Here is a 17,930-nt window from a genome sequence, read left to right as displayed (position 1 = left end):
ACCTCGTCAACCAAGTTCACGGCAACGCACACGTGATTCGGGATGACTTGTAAACGCGTGCCGATGGCGGGCAGCTGATCGTCGTCCCAGATGATCGTGCCGTGATGTTCAGAAAGGGCGGTGATGCGGGCATCCGGGTGGCCGAGCACTCTGCCGTGGCCGGTGGCCCACGGCGCCCGGTCGGTGGCAAGGATTTTCGATCCGGCGTCCACAATAATTCGGGCCGGCGCATTTCCGTGGGCTTCGTGGCGCGATACGACCGTGGTGACGACGGTCAGGGCGATATCTTCGAAACCGATACGACCCAGTTCAACCTGTTGGGCATCGCCAAAAACATAGACGCCCGGGCGGATCTCAGTGACACCATTGTCCACAGTTGCGGTGGCTGAGGGTGAGGAGCCACCTGACAGCACGGTGATTTCAAATCCTGCCGCGGTAAGTTCGCGTTGGGCAGCGCGCAGTGTTTCGGATTCATCTGCGGCAGCAGTATTCTGCGCGTCCGGGGCGTAACTGTGCCCGGGGAACGTAAAGACCCCGCGCAGGGTCATGTTGCGTTCGGTAATGGCTTGGGCGATGGGCACGACCTGATCGGGGAAGACGCCGGAGCGGTTATGCCCCGAGTTCAATTCGATCATGAGTTCCACGCCGGGATGCTCACCGGTCACATCGGCAAGTTGGTGCACGGCGGCAGTCGAGTCGGTGCCAACGGCAAGGGTGGCTTCAGTTGCCAGCTGGGTCAGCAGGTCGGCGTCATTATGGGTAGCCCACACCGGGTAGGCGATGAATAGGTCAGTCACGCCGGCGTCGAAAAAGTATTTGGCCTCGCCCAGGGTAGCCACGGATAATCCGGGGCTTCCGGCGGCGAGTTGTTTGCGGGCGATCTGAGCGATTTTATGCGTTTTCGCGTGGGGTCGAAGCGTCAGGTGCTTGGCGGCGGCGAACTCTGCCATGGCTGCAATATTGGCATCGAGTAAGGCTTCGTCAATGACGAGCACGGGAGTGTGGGGTAGCCGGTTGAGATCAAATTCCCACATGATGGTTCCGAAGGTTAGTTGGCGTCGTCGGTATTGGTGTCTGCGGCGTCGTCGCCAGGCTGATCTGTTGTGGTGCGGCCTTGGGCTTCTTCACGTTCGCGGCGCATGCGTTCGCGGGCGCGGGCAACCGCGGCGCGGTGGAGTTCTTCTGAGGAGCGGTTGATTCCGGAGCCTTCGGAGATGTGGTCGGGGTTTTCGCGACCGGTCAGTTGTAGCAGGGCAACAACAACCAGGGTTGAGGCGAAGGCGATGCCGAATGAGATGAGTCCGATGTCAACGCGTAAGGGACGGTCCGGGTTATTCAGGCCGCCGGTAGACGTCAGGGTGGCCACGACGAACGCAATGATCCCCAACACGAAGGAAAAAACCAGGGGGCCCTTGATGCCGCCTTTAAATCCGCCGCGTGGTTTTTTAGGTGAGTCTGTCATGGTGTGTTCTGGGTGACCCAGATGCTCCTTTAAAATCTCGAATCAGATGTATTCTAGTCGCTAGTTTTACTCAACGTAGAACTGCCGGGCTGTGGGCGAAATTTGACGGTCCGTTATGACGTGAAGCATAGGTGATTGCATACCGGGACAGGAAATTGGCTGCGATGGCACAGGGTGTGTGGCACTACGGCGCGGGTGGGGTAAAACCGTCTTCTGTGATGGCTTTGCGGGTGTCGAGCCAGTAGCCCAGCCCCGTGATACCAAACAGCACCCCGGTGATCAGGGCATAGGTTCCGGTAATCCCAAAGATGCGGTGGTAGTCGACGTCCATGGTGATCAATAATATGGCCGTGACAACACCGGTGATGCCTGCAATGAGGTGGTCGCGGGCCGGGGCGAAGGTTTTCCGCCAGCTAAAGGCCCATAATTCGGCCACCCCGGACAGCCCGAGTCCGGCGGCGATGACGGCCCAGGTAACGGTCTGTGATAGTCCGCCCAATTGCACTGCGACCAGGGTGAGCGCGGCAAGCATCCATACGGCGGCCACCAGTGACAGCGGGGTTCGCATACCTTCGGGCACGGGTTCGCGGCGCAGGTATTCCCACATTGCGGAACCAGAGAATAATAAGAAGATGGTGGCACCGTAGTTGACGACGGCGTCGGTGGGTTCCTGAAGAATGAACGTGGCAATACCGAAGATCAGGGCGATTACGGCGCGGATCAGGACCGGACGGTACATGACGGCGGTGATATCGGGGGCTATTTTTTGACTCATGGCTGCTCCATTCTACTCACGCGAACACTTAGTGGGCGCCGAGACGAATCCAGGTGTCCTTGCGGATGCGTAACCACAGGCCCAGGGCGCGGGCGGCCATGAATACCCCGGCAAATCCGATCCACACGTAGGCCACCGCACCGATGTGGGTTGCGTTGGTGGCCAGGCTGGCGAGTCCGGCCAGTGCCGGCAGGTAGATCACAATGTTGGCAATACCGATCAGGCCCAAATATTTGGCGTCCCCTGCGCCCATGAGAATCCCGTCGAGGACAAATACGTATCCGGACAGCGGTTGTGACACGGCCAGCACAATCAGCCCGGCGGTGGTGGCTTCAATGACGGCCGGATCGGTGGTGAAGGCATATGGCAGCCAGACGGCGGTGGCTCCCAGCAGCAGCCCGGTGATAACACCGAAGCCAAATGACCAGCGGATCATGGTGGAGGTCAAGGCTCGCACCGTGGGCACATTGGAGGCACCCAGTTCTTTGCCGATCAGCGCTTGGGCGGCGATGGCCAGGGCATCTAGGGCAAAGGCCATGGTGGAATACACGTTGAACACGATCTGGTGGGCGGCTAATACTTCGGTGCCCAAAGAGGTTGCGGTGAGCACGGTGGCCATGATCGCCACGCGCACCGAGGCGGAGCGCACGAGCAGCCAGGAACCGACCTGGGCGGTGGCGCGTAGGCCCGCCGTCGTTGGGGCAAAACCGACGTCATATTTGCGCATGCGCGGGATGAGGATGGCGGCGTAGACGGCCAACATGAGCCACTGGATAACCGAGGTGCCCAGGGCTGAGCCGATGACGCCGAGGCCCAGCACGTAGATCAGCAGGTAGTTGCCCAGAATGTTGAGCCCGAAACCGGCACCGGCCACAATCAGCGGGGTTTTGGCGTCTTGCAGGCCGCGCAGTACCCCGGTTGCGGCCAGTACGGCGAGCATGGCGGGCAGTCCGAGCATTGAGTACTGCAGGTAGTTGATGGCGTGTGGTGCGGCGTCTTGGGTAGCAATTTTGGCCAGCAGTGGGGCGGCGAACCAGCCGATGACGGCGAGCACGGCTCCTAGGCCTAAGCCCAGCCAGATGCCGTCGCGGCCGCGGGCCAGGGCGTTATGTAGTTGGCCGGCGCCCAGGAATCGGGCCACGGCCGGGGTGGTCGAATAGGCCAGGAAGATCAACACCCCGGTGGCGGTTTGGACAATGGCCGCGGCCAAGCCCACGCCGGCCAGTTCTGCGGCGCCGAGACGTCCGATCATGGCGGTGTCGGCGAGCAGAAACAGCGGTTCGGCGATCAGCGCGCCGAAGGCCGGCACGGCAAGGGAGAGGATCTGGCGCGATAACGGCCGTTGCGACGTCGTCGTCATGTCAGATAATGGTGGCCATTTCTGCGAATTGGATTTCCATGACCAGCACGGACATCACGTTGTTAAACGCGTGCGCCAGCCACGCATAGGCGAAAGATTTTTTGGACAGCAGGTACACCGCGGTAAAGGCGATTGCCATGGACAAATAGGGGACCATGCTGGCAAAGGTGGTCTCCGGGTCGGAGATGAAATGCAGCAGGGTGAAGGCGATAATCGAGATCGGCACGGTGATCCACACGGAAATATAGCGGGAGAGTTTACCGATCAGGATGTGGCGGAAAATGTATTCTTCAACGAATGGGCCCACCAGCCCCAGGATGAGAATTGACATCCACAGGCTGGATTCGCCCGCGGCTTCTTGTACGGCTTGCTGGTTGGCAGAGATATCAGGTTCTTGGCCGGAGACCATCAGCACCACCGCGGTGAAGAACAGGGTTGACAGCCAGATGACCGGCAGCAGCAGAACTTTGAGCCACCACCAGGTAGCAAACCAGCGGAAGGAACGCGCAAATGCGCGCCAGGAGACGGCCAGCAGTACGATCCCTGCTATTCCGTAAAGCACCACATTGGAGTACATCAAGAACCAGCCGGGTACCTGGTCTGCGGATAAGACCTCTTGGAAGCTTACCGGATCGTAGCCGTACATGTTCGCGCCGAATTCGGTTACACCCGGGATCGCGAAGACGAACAGCATCCCGCCAAACAGGAACCCGCCAATGTAGACGATCAGCCCGAGCAGATCGCCCCAGTGAAATTTGCCCGGATCCGATGCCGTGGGGTCATCGGGGTCGGCTTGTCCGCGCCGGCGTTTGGTTCCGGGCGGGGTGTTGGGCCAGCCGGTGGGATATTGTCCCGGCCAGCCAACCGGATACGGGTTCTGGTGCGGATTGCTACCGTAGGTCGGGTTACTCACCGGCCTCCTTCAATGTGCTGTTGGGTTTGGGCCGTGTATAAGTCATGGTACATTCCACGGGCTGCAAGTAACTGGGCGTGGGTGCCTTGTTCAACGACGTCGCCGGCGTCCATCACCACAATCACATCGGCGGCACGAATTGTGGACAATCGGTGCGCGATCACAAAGGAGGTTCGGCCCTGTTGGAGTTTCGCTAATGCTTCCTGGATGAGTGCTTCGGTGCGGGTGTCCACCGATGACGTCGCCTCGTCCAGAATCAGCAGGCGCGGATTGGATAAGAACGCCCGGGCGATGGTCAGCAACTGGCGTTCCCCGGTGGAGATGGCATCCGAGTCCAGGCTGACCTCGGTGTCGTACCCGTTGGGCAGCTGATTGATGAAGTGATCGGCACGTGCAGCCTGGGCGGCGGCGATGATCTGGTCCTCGGTGGCATCCGGGTTACCGTAGGCGATGTTGTGCTTGATCGTGCCGGAAAACAGCACCGCATCTTGTAACACCATGCCAATCGGGTGACGCAGCGCGGACCGCGAGACGGTGGCAATATCGGTGCCATCCAGCAAAATCTGTCCGGCGTCGACGTCGTAGAAGCGCATCAGCAGGTTGACCAGGGTGGTCTTGCCGGCACCGGTGGGCCCAACAATAGCCACCAGTTGGCCGGGTTCAACCTTCAGGTTCAGGTTGGTGATCAGCGGGGCGTGCTGATCGTAACCGAAACGCACATTGACGAATTCCACGGCCCCGGTGACCTCGGGCAGTTGGTCGTCTTCTTGGGTTTCTTCTTCGGCGTCGAGGAATTCGAAGACGCGTTCGGCCGAGGCGACCGCGGAGATAATCATATTCGCCAGCCCGGCCAGCTGGCCCAACGGCTGGTTGAATTCGCGCGAGTACTGAATAAACGCGGTGACCGACCCCAGCGGCAGACGCCCGGCGGAGACCTGCAGTGCGCCGACAACCGCGATGCCGACATAGCCCAAATACGTCACCCACTGCATGATCGGGTGGATCATGCCGGACACGAACTGGGCCTTATAGCTGGCCTGGTAGACGTCGTCATTGCGGGTATCAAATTCTTGAATCATCGCGTCTTGCCGGTTGAATAAGGTGATGACGTCGTGACCGGTGAAGGCTTCTTCAATGTGGCCGTTGAGTTTGCCGGTGTTGGCCCATTGGGCGGAGAACAATTTCTGGGCCCGCTGGCCGATAATGCCCACCACCACCGCGGCAATCGGCACCGCAATCAGCGCGATCAGTGCCAGCTGCCAGGAGATCGAAAACATCATGATCGTGATGCCGATGATCGTCAACACGCCATTGAGGATGGACGAGACAGTCTGTTGCACCGCGTTTTGAATGTTATCGACGTCGTTGGTGGTGCGCGATAACAGGTCACCACGCTGGGTGCCGTCGAACCAGTTGGTGGGCACCCGGTGCAGTTTGCGTTCCACATCCTGGCGCAGCAGGTAGGTGATTTCCACCCCGATGATGATCAGGATGCGTCCCTGCCACCACATCAGGCCCATCGCGACGACGTACATGGCCAGCACCCGGGTGATCAGTTCACCCAATAGCGCGAAGTTAATACCCTCGGTGTGGAAAAGCACGTTGACGGCGTCCCCCAGCACCAGCGGTGCCCACACTTGCAGTGCAACGGAGATGACGGTGAGGACGACGGCGAAGACGAATTTGGTTTTATAGGGGGCAAAGACGGCGGCCAACCGGCGCATGGCCGGCCAGAACGCTTTGGGTTTGCGGCCCGGATCGGCGGTTTCTTGCAGCTCTGGGGCGTCGGTGGTTTCAGTCATGGCCCACCTGCGATTCAACAATTTGTTGATACACGGTATTGGTTTTCAGCAGTTGGTCGTGGGTTCCGTCGCCGACAATCCGACCGTGTTCCAGCACTAGGATGCGGTCGGCGTCACGGATCGTGGCCACGCGTTGGGCAACAATCAGGATGGTTGCATCGGCCAGTTGGTCGGCCAGCGCGGCGCGGAGTTTGGCATCCGTGGTGGCGTCCAGTGCCGAAAACGAGTCGTCAAAGAGGTAAATCTTTGGTTTTGCGGCCAGAGCACGCCCGATGGCCAAGCGCTGGCGCTGCCCGCCGGAAACATCCGTGCCGCCCTGGGCAATGGCCGAGTGCAGTCCGACGTCGTCCTTGGTTTCTCGCACGGACACAAAATCTGCGGCTTGAGCGGTCTGCAGGGCAGCCCAGACGTCGTCATCAGTGGCATCCGGTGCGCCGAATCGCATATTGGAAGCCACCGTACCCGAAAAGAGGTAGGCCTTTTGCGGCACCATCCCCACGATATTCGATAGGGCCTGGCGCGAGTATTCGGGCAGCGGGACACCGTCGATCAACACCTCACCAGCGGTGGTGTCGGTCAGTCGCGGAATGAGGTTCAGCAGCGTGGTCTTGCCCGACCCGGTGGAGCCGATAATACCTACCGTCTGGCCGGGCGCGGCACTGAAGTTGATGTCTTCTAATACCGGCATATCCGCCCCCGGATACGCATACGTCACGTTGCGGAACTCGAGCTGGCCCGCCGGGTCCTCGGGCTCAAAGGTGCCTTCGGTCAGTTCGGGTTCGGTGGCCAGCACCTCGGTGATGCGCTTGGCCGAAACCATCGCACGCGGGATCATCAAGAAAATCATCGTGGCCATCATCACGGCCATCAAAATCTGCAATAGGTACTGCATAAACGCCGTCAGCGAGCCGACCTCAACCAGGCCGGCGTCCACGCGCAACCCGCCAAACCACAACACCGCGGCAGTCGCGCCGTGCAGCACCAGTGAAATGAGCGGGAACAGTAGCACGAAAATCTTACCCACCCCGATCGCCAGATCCGTCAGGTGCTGATTGGCCTTGGTGAACCGGGCGGTTTCATAATCCTCGCGCACAAACGCCCGCACCACACGCATCCCGGTGATTTGCTCGCGCAGGGTGTGGTTGACGTCGTCAATGGCCTCTTGCATTTGTCGGAACAGCGGCATCATCTTCAGCGCGGCCAAGATCATGATCACAATAACCACGGGAGCTGCGATCCACACCAGCCACGACAATCCGGCGTCCTCACGCATCGCCATGGCCACACCCCCGATCCCCATAATCGGTGCCATCACCAACAGGCTCATGCCCATCAGCGTGACCATTTGCAACTGTTGGACGTCGTTGGTGGCGCGCGTGATCAGGGTTGCGGGCCCAAATTGAGACATTTGGTAACCGGAGAACCTCGAGACCCGTCGGAAGATTTCAGCGCGCAGATCGCGTCCGATCGACATCGAAGCAATTGCGGCGAACCACACCGAACCAACGGATGCGGCCAATTGGATCAGCGCCACGGCGAGCATCACACCGCCCAACTTCCAGATCACGTCGGTGTTACCGGTGGCAATCCCGTCGTCAATGATCTGGGCATTGAGTGCCGGTAAAAACAAAATGGCGCCCACTGTTGCCAGTTGCAGGACGACCACGGCCATCAAATGACCACTATATGGGCGTGCAAAACGCGCCAGGAGTTTGAGCAAAAGAGTCTTTCCTACCCGGTCAGGGTACTTCTACCGTCGACCACTCATAAACGTTCTTATTTCGCATCGACACCAGCTCAATGGTGCGGTGTTGCAATAGTTTTTCTGCCTCGGTTGCCGGCTGCCAACTCGGGATCGGCTCGGCCTTACCCTCCTCGGCCACGACCATAATCGCAATCGATTGGGCCACCGGACGCAAATCGCGCTGTTCAGGTTTACCACTCCAAGCACGCACCACCAGGTACATCGAACGCTCCGTGGTGTGGACAATACGTGCTTCAATTTCGACGACGTCGCCCACGTATACCCCGTGGTAGAACTGCACCCCGCCGGCAAATACCGCAACCGCCTGTTTACCCGCCCAGCGCGAGGCACACACAAACGCAGCCTCATCGAGCCAGTTCATCAGCGTACCACCCTGGAGTCGAAATCCGGGAGTCACTTGGGCGGCGTGGGCAATAAAGCACAGCAACACGACTTCGGCGGTGGTTTCGGCTGGATCCGGAAACGACACCTGTCCCAACGCGTCTTCACCGCGGGCATGTTCAATTGAGCGAGCCTTAGCTGCCTCGCGACGCTTATGACCGGCGTCGGTGCGCGGCTCCCACGGCTTGACCTGTTTCGGTTTCCCCTTGGCATCAACGGCCTCATAGACCATAACAACCCACGTGGCCACGGTTGGTTCGCCGTCGACGTCCAAAACCTCTGGCAGGGTCAATCGGCCCTGAACATGTATTTCGGTATTCTCCGTGTAAATAAGGCGCGCCTGAGCAGTAATCTGGGTATCCACCGGAACCGGGTGGCCGAATTTCATGTTGCCAATATAGGTGGCCTGCACATTCGAGCCCGCCCAAGTGGCTGCGGCAGCATAACCGGCCTTATCCAGCCAGCTCATAACGGTACCGGCGTCCACGTAGCCCGAAGGATGATCATACGCTTCAGCCCGGAAGTGGAGGGTAATCGAACTTCGCGAGCGCATAATCCCTAAACTACCACCTGCAATGTGTGCACAATAGAGACATGTCCTATTCTGTATCGTCTTCAGCTAACCGCCCAGATCACTTTTCCACAGCCGTCACGACACGCATTGCCACGGCGGTTGAGACCCTAGGTTATACGACCCTGGTCGACTGGGCTATGCGCCTGTTATCGCAGGAAACAACCCCCGACGCCGAACACGATCCCGACATCAAGCTGCTCGGTGGCATGGACGCCATCGAACCCTATATGGCACGCGTCTGGGCCGGCCAAGCCCTGCTCCACGCCTGGCATCATAAGGCCGAGGACGCCGTCATTATTGCTTTGGACGACGACGATTGGCAGGTTCGTGAAATTGCCGCCCAACTCGTTGGCCACCACGAACTTGCCCACGTCGATAAACTCGTCGAACTGCTCACCGACGACGCCTACCCGCACGTGCGCATGGCCGCCGCTCGAGCCATTGGCGTAACGGCTACCCCACAGCATGACGTGGCCATTGACCGTCTGCAGCGGTTAGTCATGGATCCGAATTCCTTCTTAGCCGCTGCTGCTGAAGATGCCCTCGGCGAGATCGCCAACCGCCACAACCGGCCTGATATTGCCACCGCACCACGGTACTAAGATGCAACCGGCTGACGTTTCATCGACTTAGCGCGCCTACGTCGTCCATGGTGGCCCTGGAGTAGTAGGGCTACAATAGAACTAGCGCCATTGCTTAAAGAGCCAACAGTGAAACATGTTCTATGTAGATTTTGGAGGCGAAGCTCATGGCGAAGAAAAACGCTAATCCACCCGTAAAATCCAAAACCAATGTGCCGGTGCAGAAAACGGGTTCCCCTAGCACGATCCATCATCCGTTAGTCCACGAAGCCACCATTGGAAACAGACGGCGCTGGGCAGCTTGGCAGGATTGGCTGAGCGTCCTACTTGGCATCTACCTAGCCCTGGCATATCTATGGATCCCGGGTGCACCGACCGCACTGTGGGTGACACTAGGAGTCCTGGTCACCGTCGCGTCCCTCTGGGCAGGAACGACGGCATCCTCCACATTAGCTGAGTTCGTGAAAATGGTACTCGGCGTCTTAGTATTCCTCTCGGCACTCTTTGGCGCGCACGTAGAGGAACGTACAGCGATGTTGACTTCCTGGATGGTTGGAGCCGCATTGGTCATCCTGGCCGTGATTGCGTCGTACCGAAACCGCTCAGGCCGGTCAGCGACCAATCCACACGAATATCAACTTGCATAAAGTTCAAGGCGCTCTCGCAGTCCGGACAAGCGGTACCCCACGGATGGGTACCGCTTGTTTTATGCGTCAAAATGCTGCCTACTCCCTCTTTAACACAGTGTCGATGACGGTCTAAAGCTCCTCGTAACACGTTGCCGGTTGGGCACGCCACCTCAACCGCCCTGACTGGGCAGCTACCCAAAGTTATTAGTCATTAACACAGCATTGAAATACAGTCGCGACACTGCAGGTGCACATGAGCTGCACTAAGCGATGCAGGGCTACTACCTGATGCAGAGAACTCTTGCAACCGTGTTGTCCACGGATGTGGAAAACTTCAGATAAAATGCATGTTATCCACATTAAAGCGGCTAATCCAACATAAAGATAGTTGACAATGGTATAGAAGCCATTTTTATACATAAAAGTGTTAAACAATCATATCTTCGTCATAGCCTTAGCTACATTTTTTAGGTAGAATGGCGTCAATAGGAAATTTTGAAAAGTCACTGATTCAAACTGACTGATTGCTACAGATGCGGTCCGAGGAGCACCGTTACCTCAAACTTGATTAGCTGTTGTTCACTGAGAGGGTCGCATCATGGATGTCACCACTTCATTACCTGACGTTGGTGTCGAGGTACCTCTGCCTGAGCACGCGGATCTGTCATTTGTCGATGATCTGAGCGTCACGCAGTTGGCTTACGTGACTTTGTTTTTCAAGAATCAGTTGGTCGCGCGTGCTGCAGAACCTGCATCCTTTCACGAATTCGCACAGTACACCTTGGCAGCTGGTGAAGATTGGTCGGGTTTTAACGGCACATCCAATACACGGTCAAAAGACCCCTCGGATAGTCAGGCCACTGCAGATGAAGAACATTCTGATGAACCAGTCGCGCATGAAAAGACGGACGAACAACAGGGCAACGCTGTTCCTAATCCACCAGTTCCACAAAGCCCGGAAAATATTTGGGATACTATACCGATTTTTGCTGAAATCACCCGGCAATTAGAAAATGCCCAAGACGCTGTCGTCACCCACTTCTGCCGCCAGCTTCAGCCAGCATTTTCTTCACAGCCCGAATACTTCGGCAGCCCTGTGGGAGTTGTGGCCTATAAAAATAGTACAGAGTACTTCAAAGAGGTCCTGCGGTTCTCCCGAACTAAGACGAAGCAAATTCACGCCCGCATAGAGTACGTGACGTGGAAGGCTGGCATCAATCCCTCTGCGGAGGAGAACCAGCCGAAGCTTTCAAACCTCGCTGAATCGTTTAAAGACGGGAAGGTCTCAGGAGAAAACTTGGATCGGATCATTCGGATGGATGCCGACCTCACCAAGTACACCAGGAAGGTCGGAGCCGATCTAGGGTACAAGGATGCCGCGCTTATAGCGTTTGAACCCACACTCGTCGAAGCAGCAGAGACTTCAAATCCTGATGCGTTCAATACCGCGCGAAAACGCTGGGCCGACACCATTGCTCATCACATCTGCTCTGATGGTCCACCGTTAGAAGAAGCTTTCCGCAAGCAAGCCGACAATGTTCTTCGAGATCAAGCCTATTCAGATGGCTCCGGCAAAGCTTGGATGCATATGTCTCCAGCTGTATTCGCTGAGTACAAGAGTTTCGCTCTCGAACAGCTCAACAAAAATGGGGCACCCGTCAAAGTTGACGACAACCTCAAAGCATTTCTGTTCGATCAGAAGCAAGAAGAAGCGAAACCACAAACCGATACCGCAGATTCACAGGAGCCCACCAACGACAATGCATCGACAGCTACCAATCAGGAATCAAATGTAGGAGAGTTCGACACCGAGCCGCTCTATGATCCCGATGCATCGAACTTAGAAGATCTGACAATCGATCAGGATCCAGACTCGGTAGTAGCGAAAGATTCCAATGGTGACCCTGTCACCCAAGAAGAACTCGATCACATAGAGAAACTATCACCGGGGCAACTGCTCGGAGCAATATTTATCGGCCTATTCCGTGCCATCCGCAAGTTCCCGCCCGGAGAATTAGCTATCAAACGTGCACACGGGGCTTCATCAACACTGCATATCGTTCAAGATATCGAAACGGCCTATCAGACACTCGATATCGGCATGCTCCCCGAGAAGCTGCGAAGACCCCGCGGTCCGAGCAGCATTGTGCCACCAGAGATCCGACGTTCAGACCCGGAAAGCACCCAGCAAGGGGTCTGCTATGACCCCAGACACCAGGCTGGCCAGAGTCCACCACCATGGACAGGTTTCATCTCTGAAGCCATGAATGTCGGTTCCATTCGCCCGCAGGATATTAAGATCCTGACCTGCGATTCCGAAATCGTTGGGCAAATCTGGAACAAATACCACAGCGTGTTGAATCAGCACCGCACCAAACGATTTTTCAATCGTGCGCAACGACGCGCCATCCTTGCCCGCGATCGCGGATGCCGGGCTCCAGGGTGCACTATCGTTGCTGCCTTGTGCGATATCCACCATATAAAGCCGTGGGAGTTTGGCGGTAAAACCGACATCGATAATGGAATTACCCTCTGCACCTACCACCATAGTCAAGTGCATAACGGCAAGTGGACGATCCACACCATTGACGGCACCCACTACTTCCAACCAGCCCGATGGTTAGATCCTTATCAACCGCTGCTTCGCAATATTCAATGGGCGCTCTAACGCTGCCATATAGCTAGGTCTATTCATTCCTGTAGGGTCGCGTTGCGTCGTTGCAGTGCAAGGCTCAGCGGACTCAACGCGGTAACAGACCAAAGATCATCCGCAATCGCAGCGAGCCTGACCGTTAGATCGCCTGACAGCCAGCATATTAGATAGCCTTAGCTACCACTCGTTCCGCGGACACGACACGACCGTCCGATAAAGTCACCTCTTGATCAGCATATTGCACTAGCCCTCGATCATGGGTAACAACGACAGTGGCGACCGAGAACTCTTCAGTCAGCGTTTTCAACAGCTGCATAATGTCATGCGAGCGCGACTGATCCAGCGCGGAAGTTGGTTCATCGGCCAACAACACTTGCGGAGTCCCCATCAGCGCCCGTGCAATGTTCACTCGTTGGCGTTGTCCACCAGATAGGGCATGGATTTTCCGGTCGGCCATATCAGCTAAACCAACGACGTCAAGCAGCTCATCCGCACGAGCCCTGCGCAGTTTGAGTTCCTTACCGCCAAGGCCGCGCAAGTGGTCAGTGACCAGCAATTGGTCTCGCACACCCAGGGCGCTAAGCAGATTGGGCTGTTGGAAAATCAACCCCACGGTGTCGCGACGCAACTGCGCTTGTTCGGCGTCGTCGAGCTTTTCAACATTCGTATCGCCCACCAGCACAGTGCCGGAAGTTGGTCGCACAAGTGCTCCGATAACCGACAGCAGGGAGGATTTACCTGACCCCGATTCCCCGACCAAAGCGGTGAGCTCACCTTTTGCGGCCGTGAAGTTCACCTGATCCAAAGCTGCGACGGTTCGTGGGCTACCGTCCGGGTTTTGGCCGTCCGGATACAACAGGCTCACCTGATGCAGGTCAATGGCTGTTGCAACAGTAGTGTTGGGTTGAGTTGTGGAAGTCATGAATAATCCTTTCGAAAACACAAAAAATTCAGCACAGTGCGCTGCGGGAATTAGTTGCCACCCAGGGCTAACAATGGGTCGACTTTTGAAACACGACGTACTGCAACGGCAGAACCCAGTACTCCTAAGACCCAGATGCCTACGGCAGGGGAGATGACGGTCAGTGCAGACAACCTCACCGGTACAGCGGTTGCCGCGAGCGCACCGAGCCCGGCACCCAGGCTTGCACCGGCAACAACACCGACCGCCAGAATGACGGCGGCTTGGCCAAGAGAATCTTTCATGAGGTAGCCGCTGGAAGCACCCAGGGCTCGGAGGACAGCAAGATCTCGGGTGCGCTGGATGGTCCAGACGGTGACAAACGAAACGATAACCAAGGCTGAAATGGCGTAGAGAAATCCTTGCATCATCGTCAGCGAACCAGATTCTGATGAGTAAGCAGGTAAAGCTTGGAATGATTCAGAAACACTCGTGTTCACGGTTGCGGTGGAATCGACAGTTGCATCCCAGGCGGTGGCGTCTTCAGTACCAAAGATGGCCAGCACGTTGCCAAGTACTTGGTCTTCTGCGTGGGTCATGGCCTGCCAGGATTCGGTGGTCACCCAGACAATGGCGGAGTGTGAATACCATTGGTCGTCCACAATGCCTTCAACGGTCAGATCAATGGGCCCGATGGTCACGGCGTCGCCCACGTGCAAGTTCTGGTCTTCGGCAATGGATTCAGACAGCACCACGCCGTCCGCGCTGGGTTCAGTGGCACCGTGTAGTGCGGGTGATGCGGTGTGTTCAACGAGGCCGGAGCCCTCCGGTATGCCCCAAACGGCAACAGACCCAGAGGATTCAGCGGTTAGCAGGGTCTGTGCCATGCCCACTGGCACGGCGTCGTCAACGCCTTCAGTTGCGGCCCAGGCTTGCTGATCCTGGCTGGTGACCGATGATTCAACAAAGGTCAGGTCTTCCGGTGCCTCATCAATGGCAGCATTACCGAAGACGTAGCCGGCTGGATCCAACGCGGCGAGCCCCGCCGTATTTTGGGCTCCCAGGCCCGCTGTGAGCCCGGTGAGCATCACCAGCAACAGGGTGATCATCCCCACGACGGCGCCCATGAGCGTGAACCGCCCTTTGGCCTCTCGTATTTCGCGTAAGCCTACAAACATGGAATCGTGTCCTTTGAAAATTTGGTGGTTTCGGTAGTGAATCCAGTCTGCTGTTTCACGCATAGAACGACATCGTGGAATGGGTTGATTTGGTAGTCAACCTTTTGGTTGATTCCGTCTGACCCGATTGTCGCTACGGTAGAGACATGACTGCCACGCCCACATCCCTTGCAGCACCAGAGCGTTCTCCGGTGCTGCGCGTGCTGCGAGTTGGTTTGCACGTTATGTTCGCGGTGTTACTGGGGCTGGGCCTGGTGCGAGCCTTCTTCCCATCCGGTGCGGTGGCCGCCCCGCCAATGCATCGAATGTTGGTGGTCACGTTATTGGCTGCTGTGCTGGCTCTGGTCTATGTGCTGGGTACTTCACGTGAATACCGGTGGTACCGTCACGATGCCAAACCTGCCCATGCTCGCACCAAAATATTGGGCTGGGCATGGCTGGGTACCATTACTGTGTTGTGGCTCGTCCTGTTATTTTTGAGTCCAACCTTCGTTTGGGTCGCATTCCCGCTGATGTTTCTCTATCTCTATTTGCTGGGAAATGTTGCCGGCGTGGTGGCCGTTGTGCTGTTGTGGGCAGCAACTTGGCTCTTGCCGTGGTGGGATGCAGTTCGTGCGACCGGTCCCCAACCGCCGGATCTAGCCACAATTATTGGTCCTGGCATCGGCGCTGTTTTGGCTGTGCTCATTTCGGCTGCCTATCGGCACTTATTAGCCCAGGCAGTACACCATCAACGGGTTGCCGCCGCACTGCAGGCGGCTCAAACTGACCTGGCTGCCACGGAACATCGAGCCGGACAGCTAGAAGAACGCGAGCGCCTAGCACGGGAAATTCATGACACCCTCGCCCAGGGGTTCTCTTCGATTGTGCTGGTCAGTCGCGCCGCCCGGCAGTCTCACGAACTCTCGCCGCCTACTCAGCAGAGCCTGGAGTTGATTGAAGAAACCGCGGCAGCCAATCTGACTGAGGCCCGTGGTTTAATCCAACACCTCGGAACAGCTGATCCAGCAGACTCCCTGCGAACCCAACTGCAACGGTTGACCAAACGTTATGAAACAGAGTTGGCGGTGCGCCACCAACCGGTGAGCATGCACCTGCGGTGGGAGGGAGAAACCTCCCCGACCCAATTACCGTCACCGATCAGTGCCGCTGTGGTGCGGACGGTTCAAGTGGGGTTGGGCAATGTTGCCGCCCATGCCCAGGCCACTCAAGTAGTCATCACGGTGGGAATTTGGGACGACGAATTGACCGTAGATATTTTTGATAACGGCGTCGGCTTTACCATGCCTGAGGCGTTCTATCCGGGATTTACAGTGCCACCAGACCAGCACCCAGACGGCGAATCCGGCGGATATGGACTCTATGGGCTGCGTCAACGCTTGGCCGTACTCAATGGGAGTCTGACTGTCGAGTCGACACCGGGTGAAGGCACCGTGGTGGCCTCGCGCATTCCACTGACCAGTGCCTCAACGCTCCCCGCCGTCCAGGAGGATTTGTGACCCAGTCCGTGCAAATCATCAGAGTACTGCTCGTTGATGACCACCCGGTGGTACGCAGTGGGTTACGAGCATTATTAGAGGGCTTGGACGGTGTCCGGGTGGTAGGTGAAGCCGCCGATGGCGCAGAAGCACTCGATATAGTGACAGCCTCCCGGCAGCAAAATGACCCGGACGTCGAAGCAATCGACGTGGTAGTGATGGATATTGAGATGCCCGGTTTGGACGGGATTACCACGACGCGGCGACTCAAAGAGCAAAATGGCCCGCCGGTGCTGATTTTGACCACTTACGATACGCAATCAGATGTCATGGCCGCCGTGGATGCCGGCGCCAAAGGCTACTTGCTCAAAGACGCCGAACCCGAAAAATTGCGGCAGGCGATCCTCGACACTGCTGCAGGAAAGCAAACTTTGTCTACCGAAATTGCTGCACTCTTGATGCACCGCATGCAGCAGCCACAACAGAGCCTTTCCTCGCGAGAAATAGAACTGCTAGAGCTCTTGGCCACGGGTGCAACAAATAAACAACTGGCCCAGTCACTGTTCATTTCGGAAGCAACCGTAAAAACCCACCTGGTGCATATTTACCAAAAGTTGAATGTCACCAACCGGACTGCGGCCATCGACACTGCTCGATCACAGCGACTCATCTAACCAATAGATTACAAAGGTATTGCTGCTTTGCTTGGTGACGACGCCGGTCTACTGGAGATACGCGGAAAGCTGCTCCGAGAAAGCCTCCAGAGCCTGAAAACCGGTTGGTTCGCGTTCTTGAAGATCGACTTGGACTACCGGAATTTTCTGCATGCTTTTGGTCAGTGTTGATAGGTGGTCATCTTCGTTCTGTCTGCGCAGCGCAAGCAATTTTCCGGCGTCCGACGGCGAACGACGGTTGACAATAACACCTGCAATTGGGATTTTCGCGTCCTTGAGCTGTTCTTTCAGCTCAAGTGTTTCAGCCACAGGCATTCGCTCAGCCAACGTCACAATAACGAAGCCAGTTGTCTTCTTCGAAGTGAGCGCAGCATAAAATGTTCGGAACAGCTGGCCCCGTCGCTCCAAAATCGCACGTATCTTTGCGTTGCGTTCAGCAACAGGGCTCGGTTCTGAAAACTGTGTGTCACCCGGCAAGGCTTCCATTGCGGCGTGAAATTGTGCGGTCTTTTTGGCCCGGCCCATCATGCCCTCTGCCCAGACAGTCAGAAGTTGCGGCATTTCCAGCAAGCGGATCGTGTGTCCAGTGGGGGCCGTGTCAAAAATGATCGTATCCCACGTATCACTTGAATCAAGGCTCAGTTCGGCAATGCGTTCCAATAACGCAGCCTCGTGAGCCCCCGGCGAATCAATTGCGTGACGAAAATACCGTTCTACCTCGCCGTGGAGGTGTTCAGGCATCATGGAGCGGACGGTGCTGGCGACGTCGGCGAAATGCCGCTGTGCAGCATGTTCTGGATCCAA

16 protein-coding genes are annotated in these 17,930 nt (G+C 57.1%); 5 read left to right on the top strand and 11 right to left on the bottom strand.

Annotation, left to right across the window (positions count from 1 at the left end; genetic code table 11):
• The 8 genes from K8V32_RS08435 to K8V32_RS08400 form a co-directional block, all read right to left on the bottom strand.
• A partial coding sequence (locus tag K8V32_RS08435) for an alanine racemase (protein WP_303905784.1) occupies nucleotides 1-1,034 on the bottom strand: 1,034 nt, incomplete at its 3' end.
• A gap of 14 nt (nucleotides 1,035-1,048) precedes the next feature.
• Nucleotides 1,049-1,462, bottom strand: a complete 414-nt coding sequence (locus K8V32_RS08430; RefSeq protein WP_303905781.1) for a hypothetical protein — start codon at nucleotides 1,460-1,462, stop codon at nucleotides 1,049-1,051.
• A 184-nt stretch (nucleotides 1,463-1,646) separates the two neighbouring features.
• On the bottom strand, nucleotides 1,647-2,237 hold the full coding sequence (locus K8V32_RS08425) for a hypothetical protein (RefSeq protein WP_303905778.1): 591 nt from the start codon (nucleotides 2,235-2,237) through the stop codon (nucleotides 1,647-1,649).
• 28 nt (nucleotides 2,238-2,265) lie between these two features.
• Nucleotides 2,266-3,597: an MATE family efflux transporter gene (locus K8V32_RS08420; RefSeq protein ID WP_303905775.1), complete on the bottom strand. Its 1,332-nt coding sequence runs from the start codon at nucleotides 3,595-3,597 to the stop codon at nucleotides 2,266-2,268.
• Nucleotide 3,598: 1 nt separating this feature from the next.
• The gene (locus K8V32_RS08415; RefSeq protein WP_303905773.1) at nucleotides 3,599-4,510 is read right to left on the bottom strand and encodes a CPBP family intramembrane glutamic endopeptidase; all 912 of its coding nucleotides are present in this window, start codon (nucleotides 4,508-4,510) and stop codon (nucleotides 3,599-3,601) included.
• Nucleotides 4,507-6,312 carry an ABC transporter ATP-binding protein gene (locus K8V32_RS08410; protein ID WP_303905772.1) on the bottom strand — a complete coding sequence of 602 codons (1,806 nt, stop codon included), beginning with the start codon at nucleotides 6,310-6,312 and terminating at the stop codon, nucleotides 4,507-4,509. The genes K8V32_RS08415 and K8V32_RS08410 overlap by 4 nt, the downstream gene beginning before the upstream one ends.
• Nucleotides 6,305-7,984 (bottom strand): ABC transporter ATP-binding protein, encoded by a 1,680-nt coding sequence (locus K8V32_RS08405; RefSeq protein WP_303905769.1) that lies wholly within the window; start codon nucleotides 7,982-7,984, stop codon nucleotides 6,305-6,307. The genes K8V32_RS08410 and K8V32_RS08405 overlap by 8 nt, the downstream gene beginning before the upstream one ends.
• Nucleotides 7,985-8,051: 67 nt before the next feature.
• Nucleotides 8,052-9,011 carry an acyl-CoA thioesterase gene (locus K8V32_RS08400; protein WP_303905766.1) on the bottom strand — a complete coding sequence of 320 codons (960 nt, stop codon included), beginning with the start codon at nucleotides 9,009-9,011 and terminating at the stop codon, nucleotides 8,052-8,054.
• 41 nt (nucleotides 9,012-9,052) lie between these two features.
• Between K8V32_RS08400 and K8V32_RS08395 the strand changes: the two genes are divergently transcribed.
• The 3 genes from K8V32_RS08395 to K8V32_RS08385 all read left to right on the top strand — a co-directional run bounded on the left by K8V32_RS08395 (nucleotide 9,053) and on the right by K8V32_RS08385 (nucleotide 12,910).
• Complete coding sequence (locus K8V32_RS08395) at nucleotides 9,053-9,634, top strand: HEAT repeat domain-containing protein (protein ID WP_303905763.1); 582 nt, start codon at nucleotides 9,053-9,055, stop codon at nucleotides 9,632-9,634.
• A 146-nt stretch (nucleotides 9,635-9,780) separates the two neighbouring features.
• Nucleotides 9,781-10,260, top strand: coding sequence for an SPW repeat domain-containing protein (locus tag K8V32_RS08390; protein ID WP_303905760.1), 480 nt, complete (start codon nucleotides 9,781-9,783; stop codon nucleotides 10,258-10,260).
• 580 nt (nucleotides 10,261-10,840) lie between these two features.
• Complete coding sequence (locus K8V32_RS08385; protein ID WP_303905757.1) at nucleotides 10,841-12,910, top strand: HNH endonuclease signature motif containing protein; 2,070 nt, start codon at nucleotides 10,841-10,843, stop codon at nucleotides 12,908-12,910.
• Between the two features lie 148 nt (nucleotides 12,911-13,058).
• On the opposite strand, the gene K8V32_RS08380 is transcribed toward K8V32_RS08385, so the two are convergent.
• Both K8V32_RS08380 and K8V32_RS08375 read right to left on the bottom strand, forming a co-directional pair.
• A complete protein-coding gene (locus tag K8V32_RS08380; protein WP_303905754.1) occupies nucleotides 13,059-13,817 on the bottom strand; it encodes an ABC transporter ATP-binding protein in 759 nt (252 codons plus the stop codon).
• 50 nt (nucleotides 13,818-13,867) lie between these two features.
• Nucleotides 13,868-15,037: an ABC transporter permease gene (locus tag K8V32_RS08375; protein ID WP_303905751.1), complete on the bottom strand. Its 1,170-nt coding sequence runs from the start codon at nucleotides 15,035-15,037 to the stop codon at nucleotides 13,868-13,870.
• Nucleotides 15,038-15,120: 83 nt separating this feature from the next.
• Here K8V32_RS08375 and K8V32_RS08370 point away from each other — a divergent pair, with 83 nt between their 5' ends.
• Both K8V32_RS08370 and K8V32_RS08365 read left to right on the top strand, forming a co-directional pair.
• Nucleotides 15,121-16,473, top strand: coding sequence for a sensor histidine kinase (locus K8V32_RS08370; RefSeq protein ID WP_303905748.1), 1,353 nt, complete (start codon nucleotides 15,121-15,123; stop codon nucleotides 16,471-16,473).
• Nucleotides 16,470-17,126 (top strand): response regulator transcription factor, encoded by a 657-nt coding sequence (locus tag K8V32_RS08365; RefSeq protein WP_524536719.1) that lies wholly within the window; start codon nucleotides 16,470-16,472, stop codon nucleotides 17,124-17,126. The genes K8V32_RS08370 and K8V32_RS08365 overlap by 4 nt, the downstream gene beginning before the upstream one ends.
• A gap of 48 nt (nucleotides 17,127-17,174) precedes the next feature.
• On the opposite strand, the gene K8V32_RS08360 is transcribed toward K8V32_RS08365, so the two are convergent.
• Nucleotides 17,175-17,930 carry an ArsA family ATPase gene (locus K8V32_RS08360; protein ID WP_303905745.1) on the bottom strand — a complete coding sequence of 252 codons (756 nt, stop codon included), beginning with the start codon at nucleotides 17,928-17,930 and terminating at the stop codon, nucleotides 17,175-17,177.

It is taken from the genome of Enteractinococcus helveticum, from assembly GCF_020742345.1.
GTDB lineage: Bacteria > Actinomycetota > Actinomycetes > Actinomycetales > Micrococcaceae > Yaniella > Yaniella helvetica_A.
Note: the sequence above shows the minus strand (reverse complement) of the source record. Positions and strands in the feature narration are given on the sequence as shown.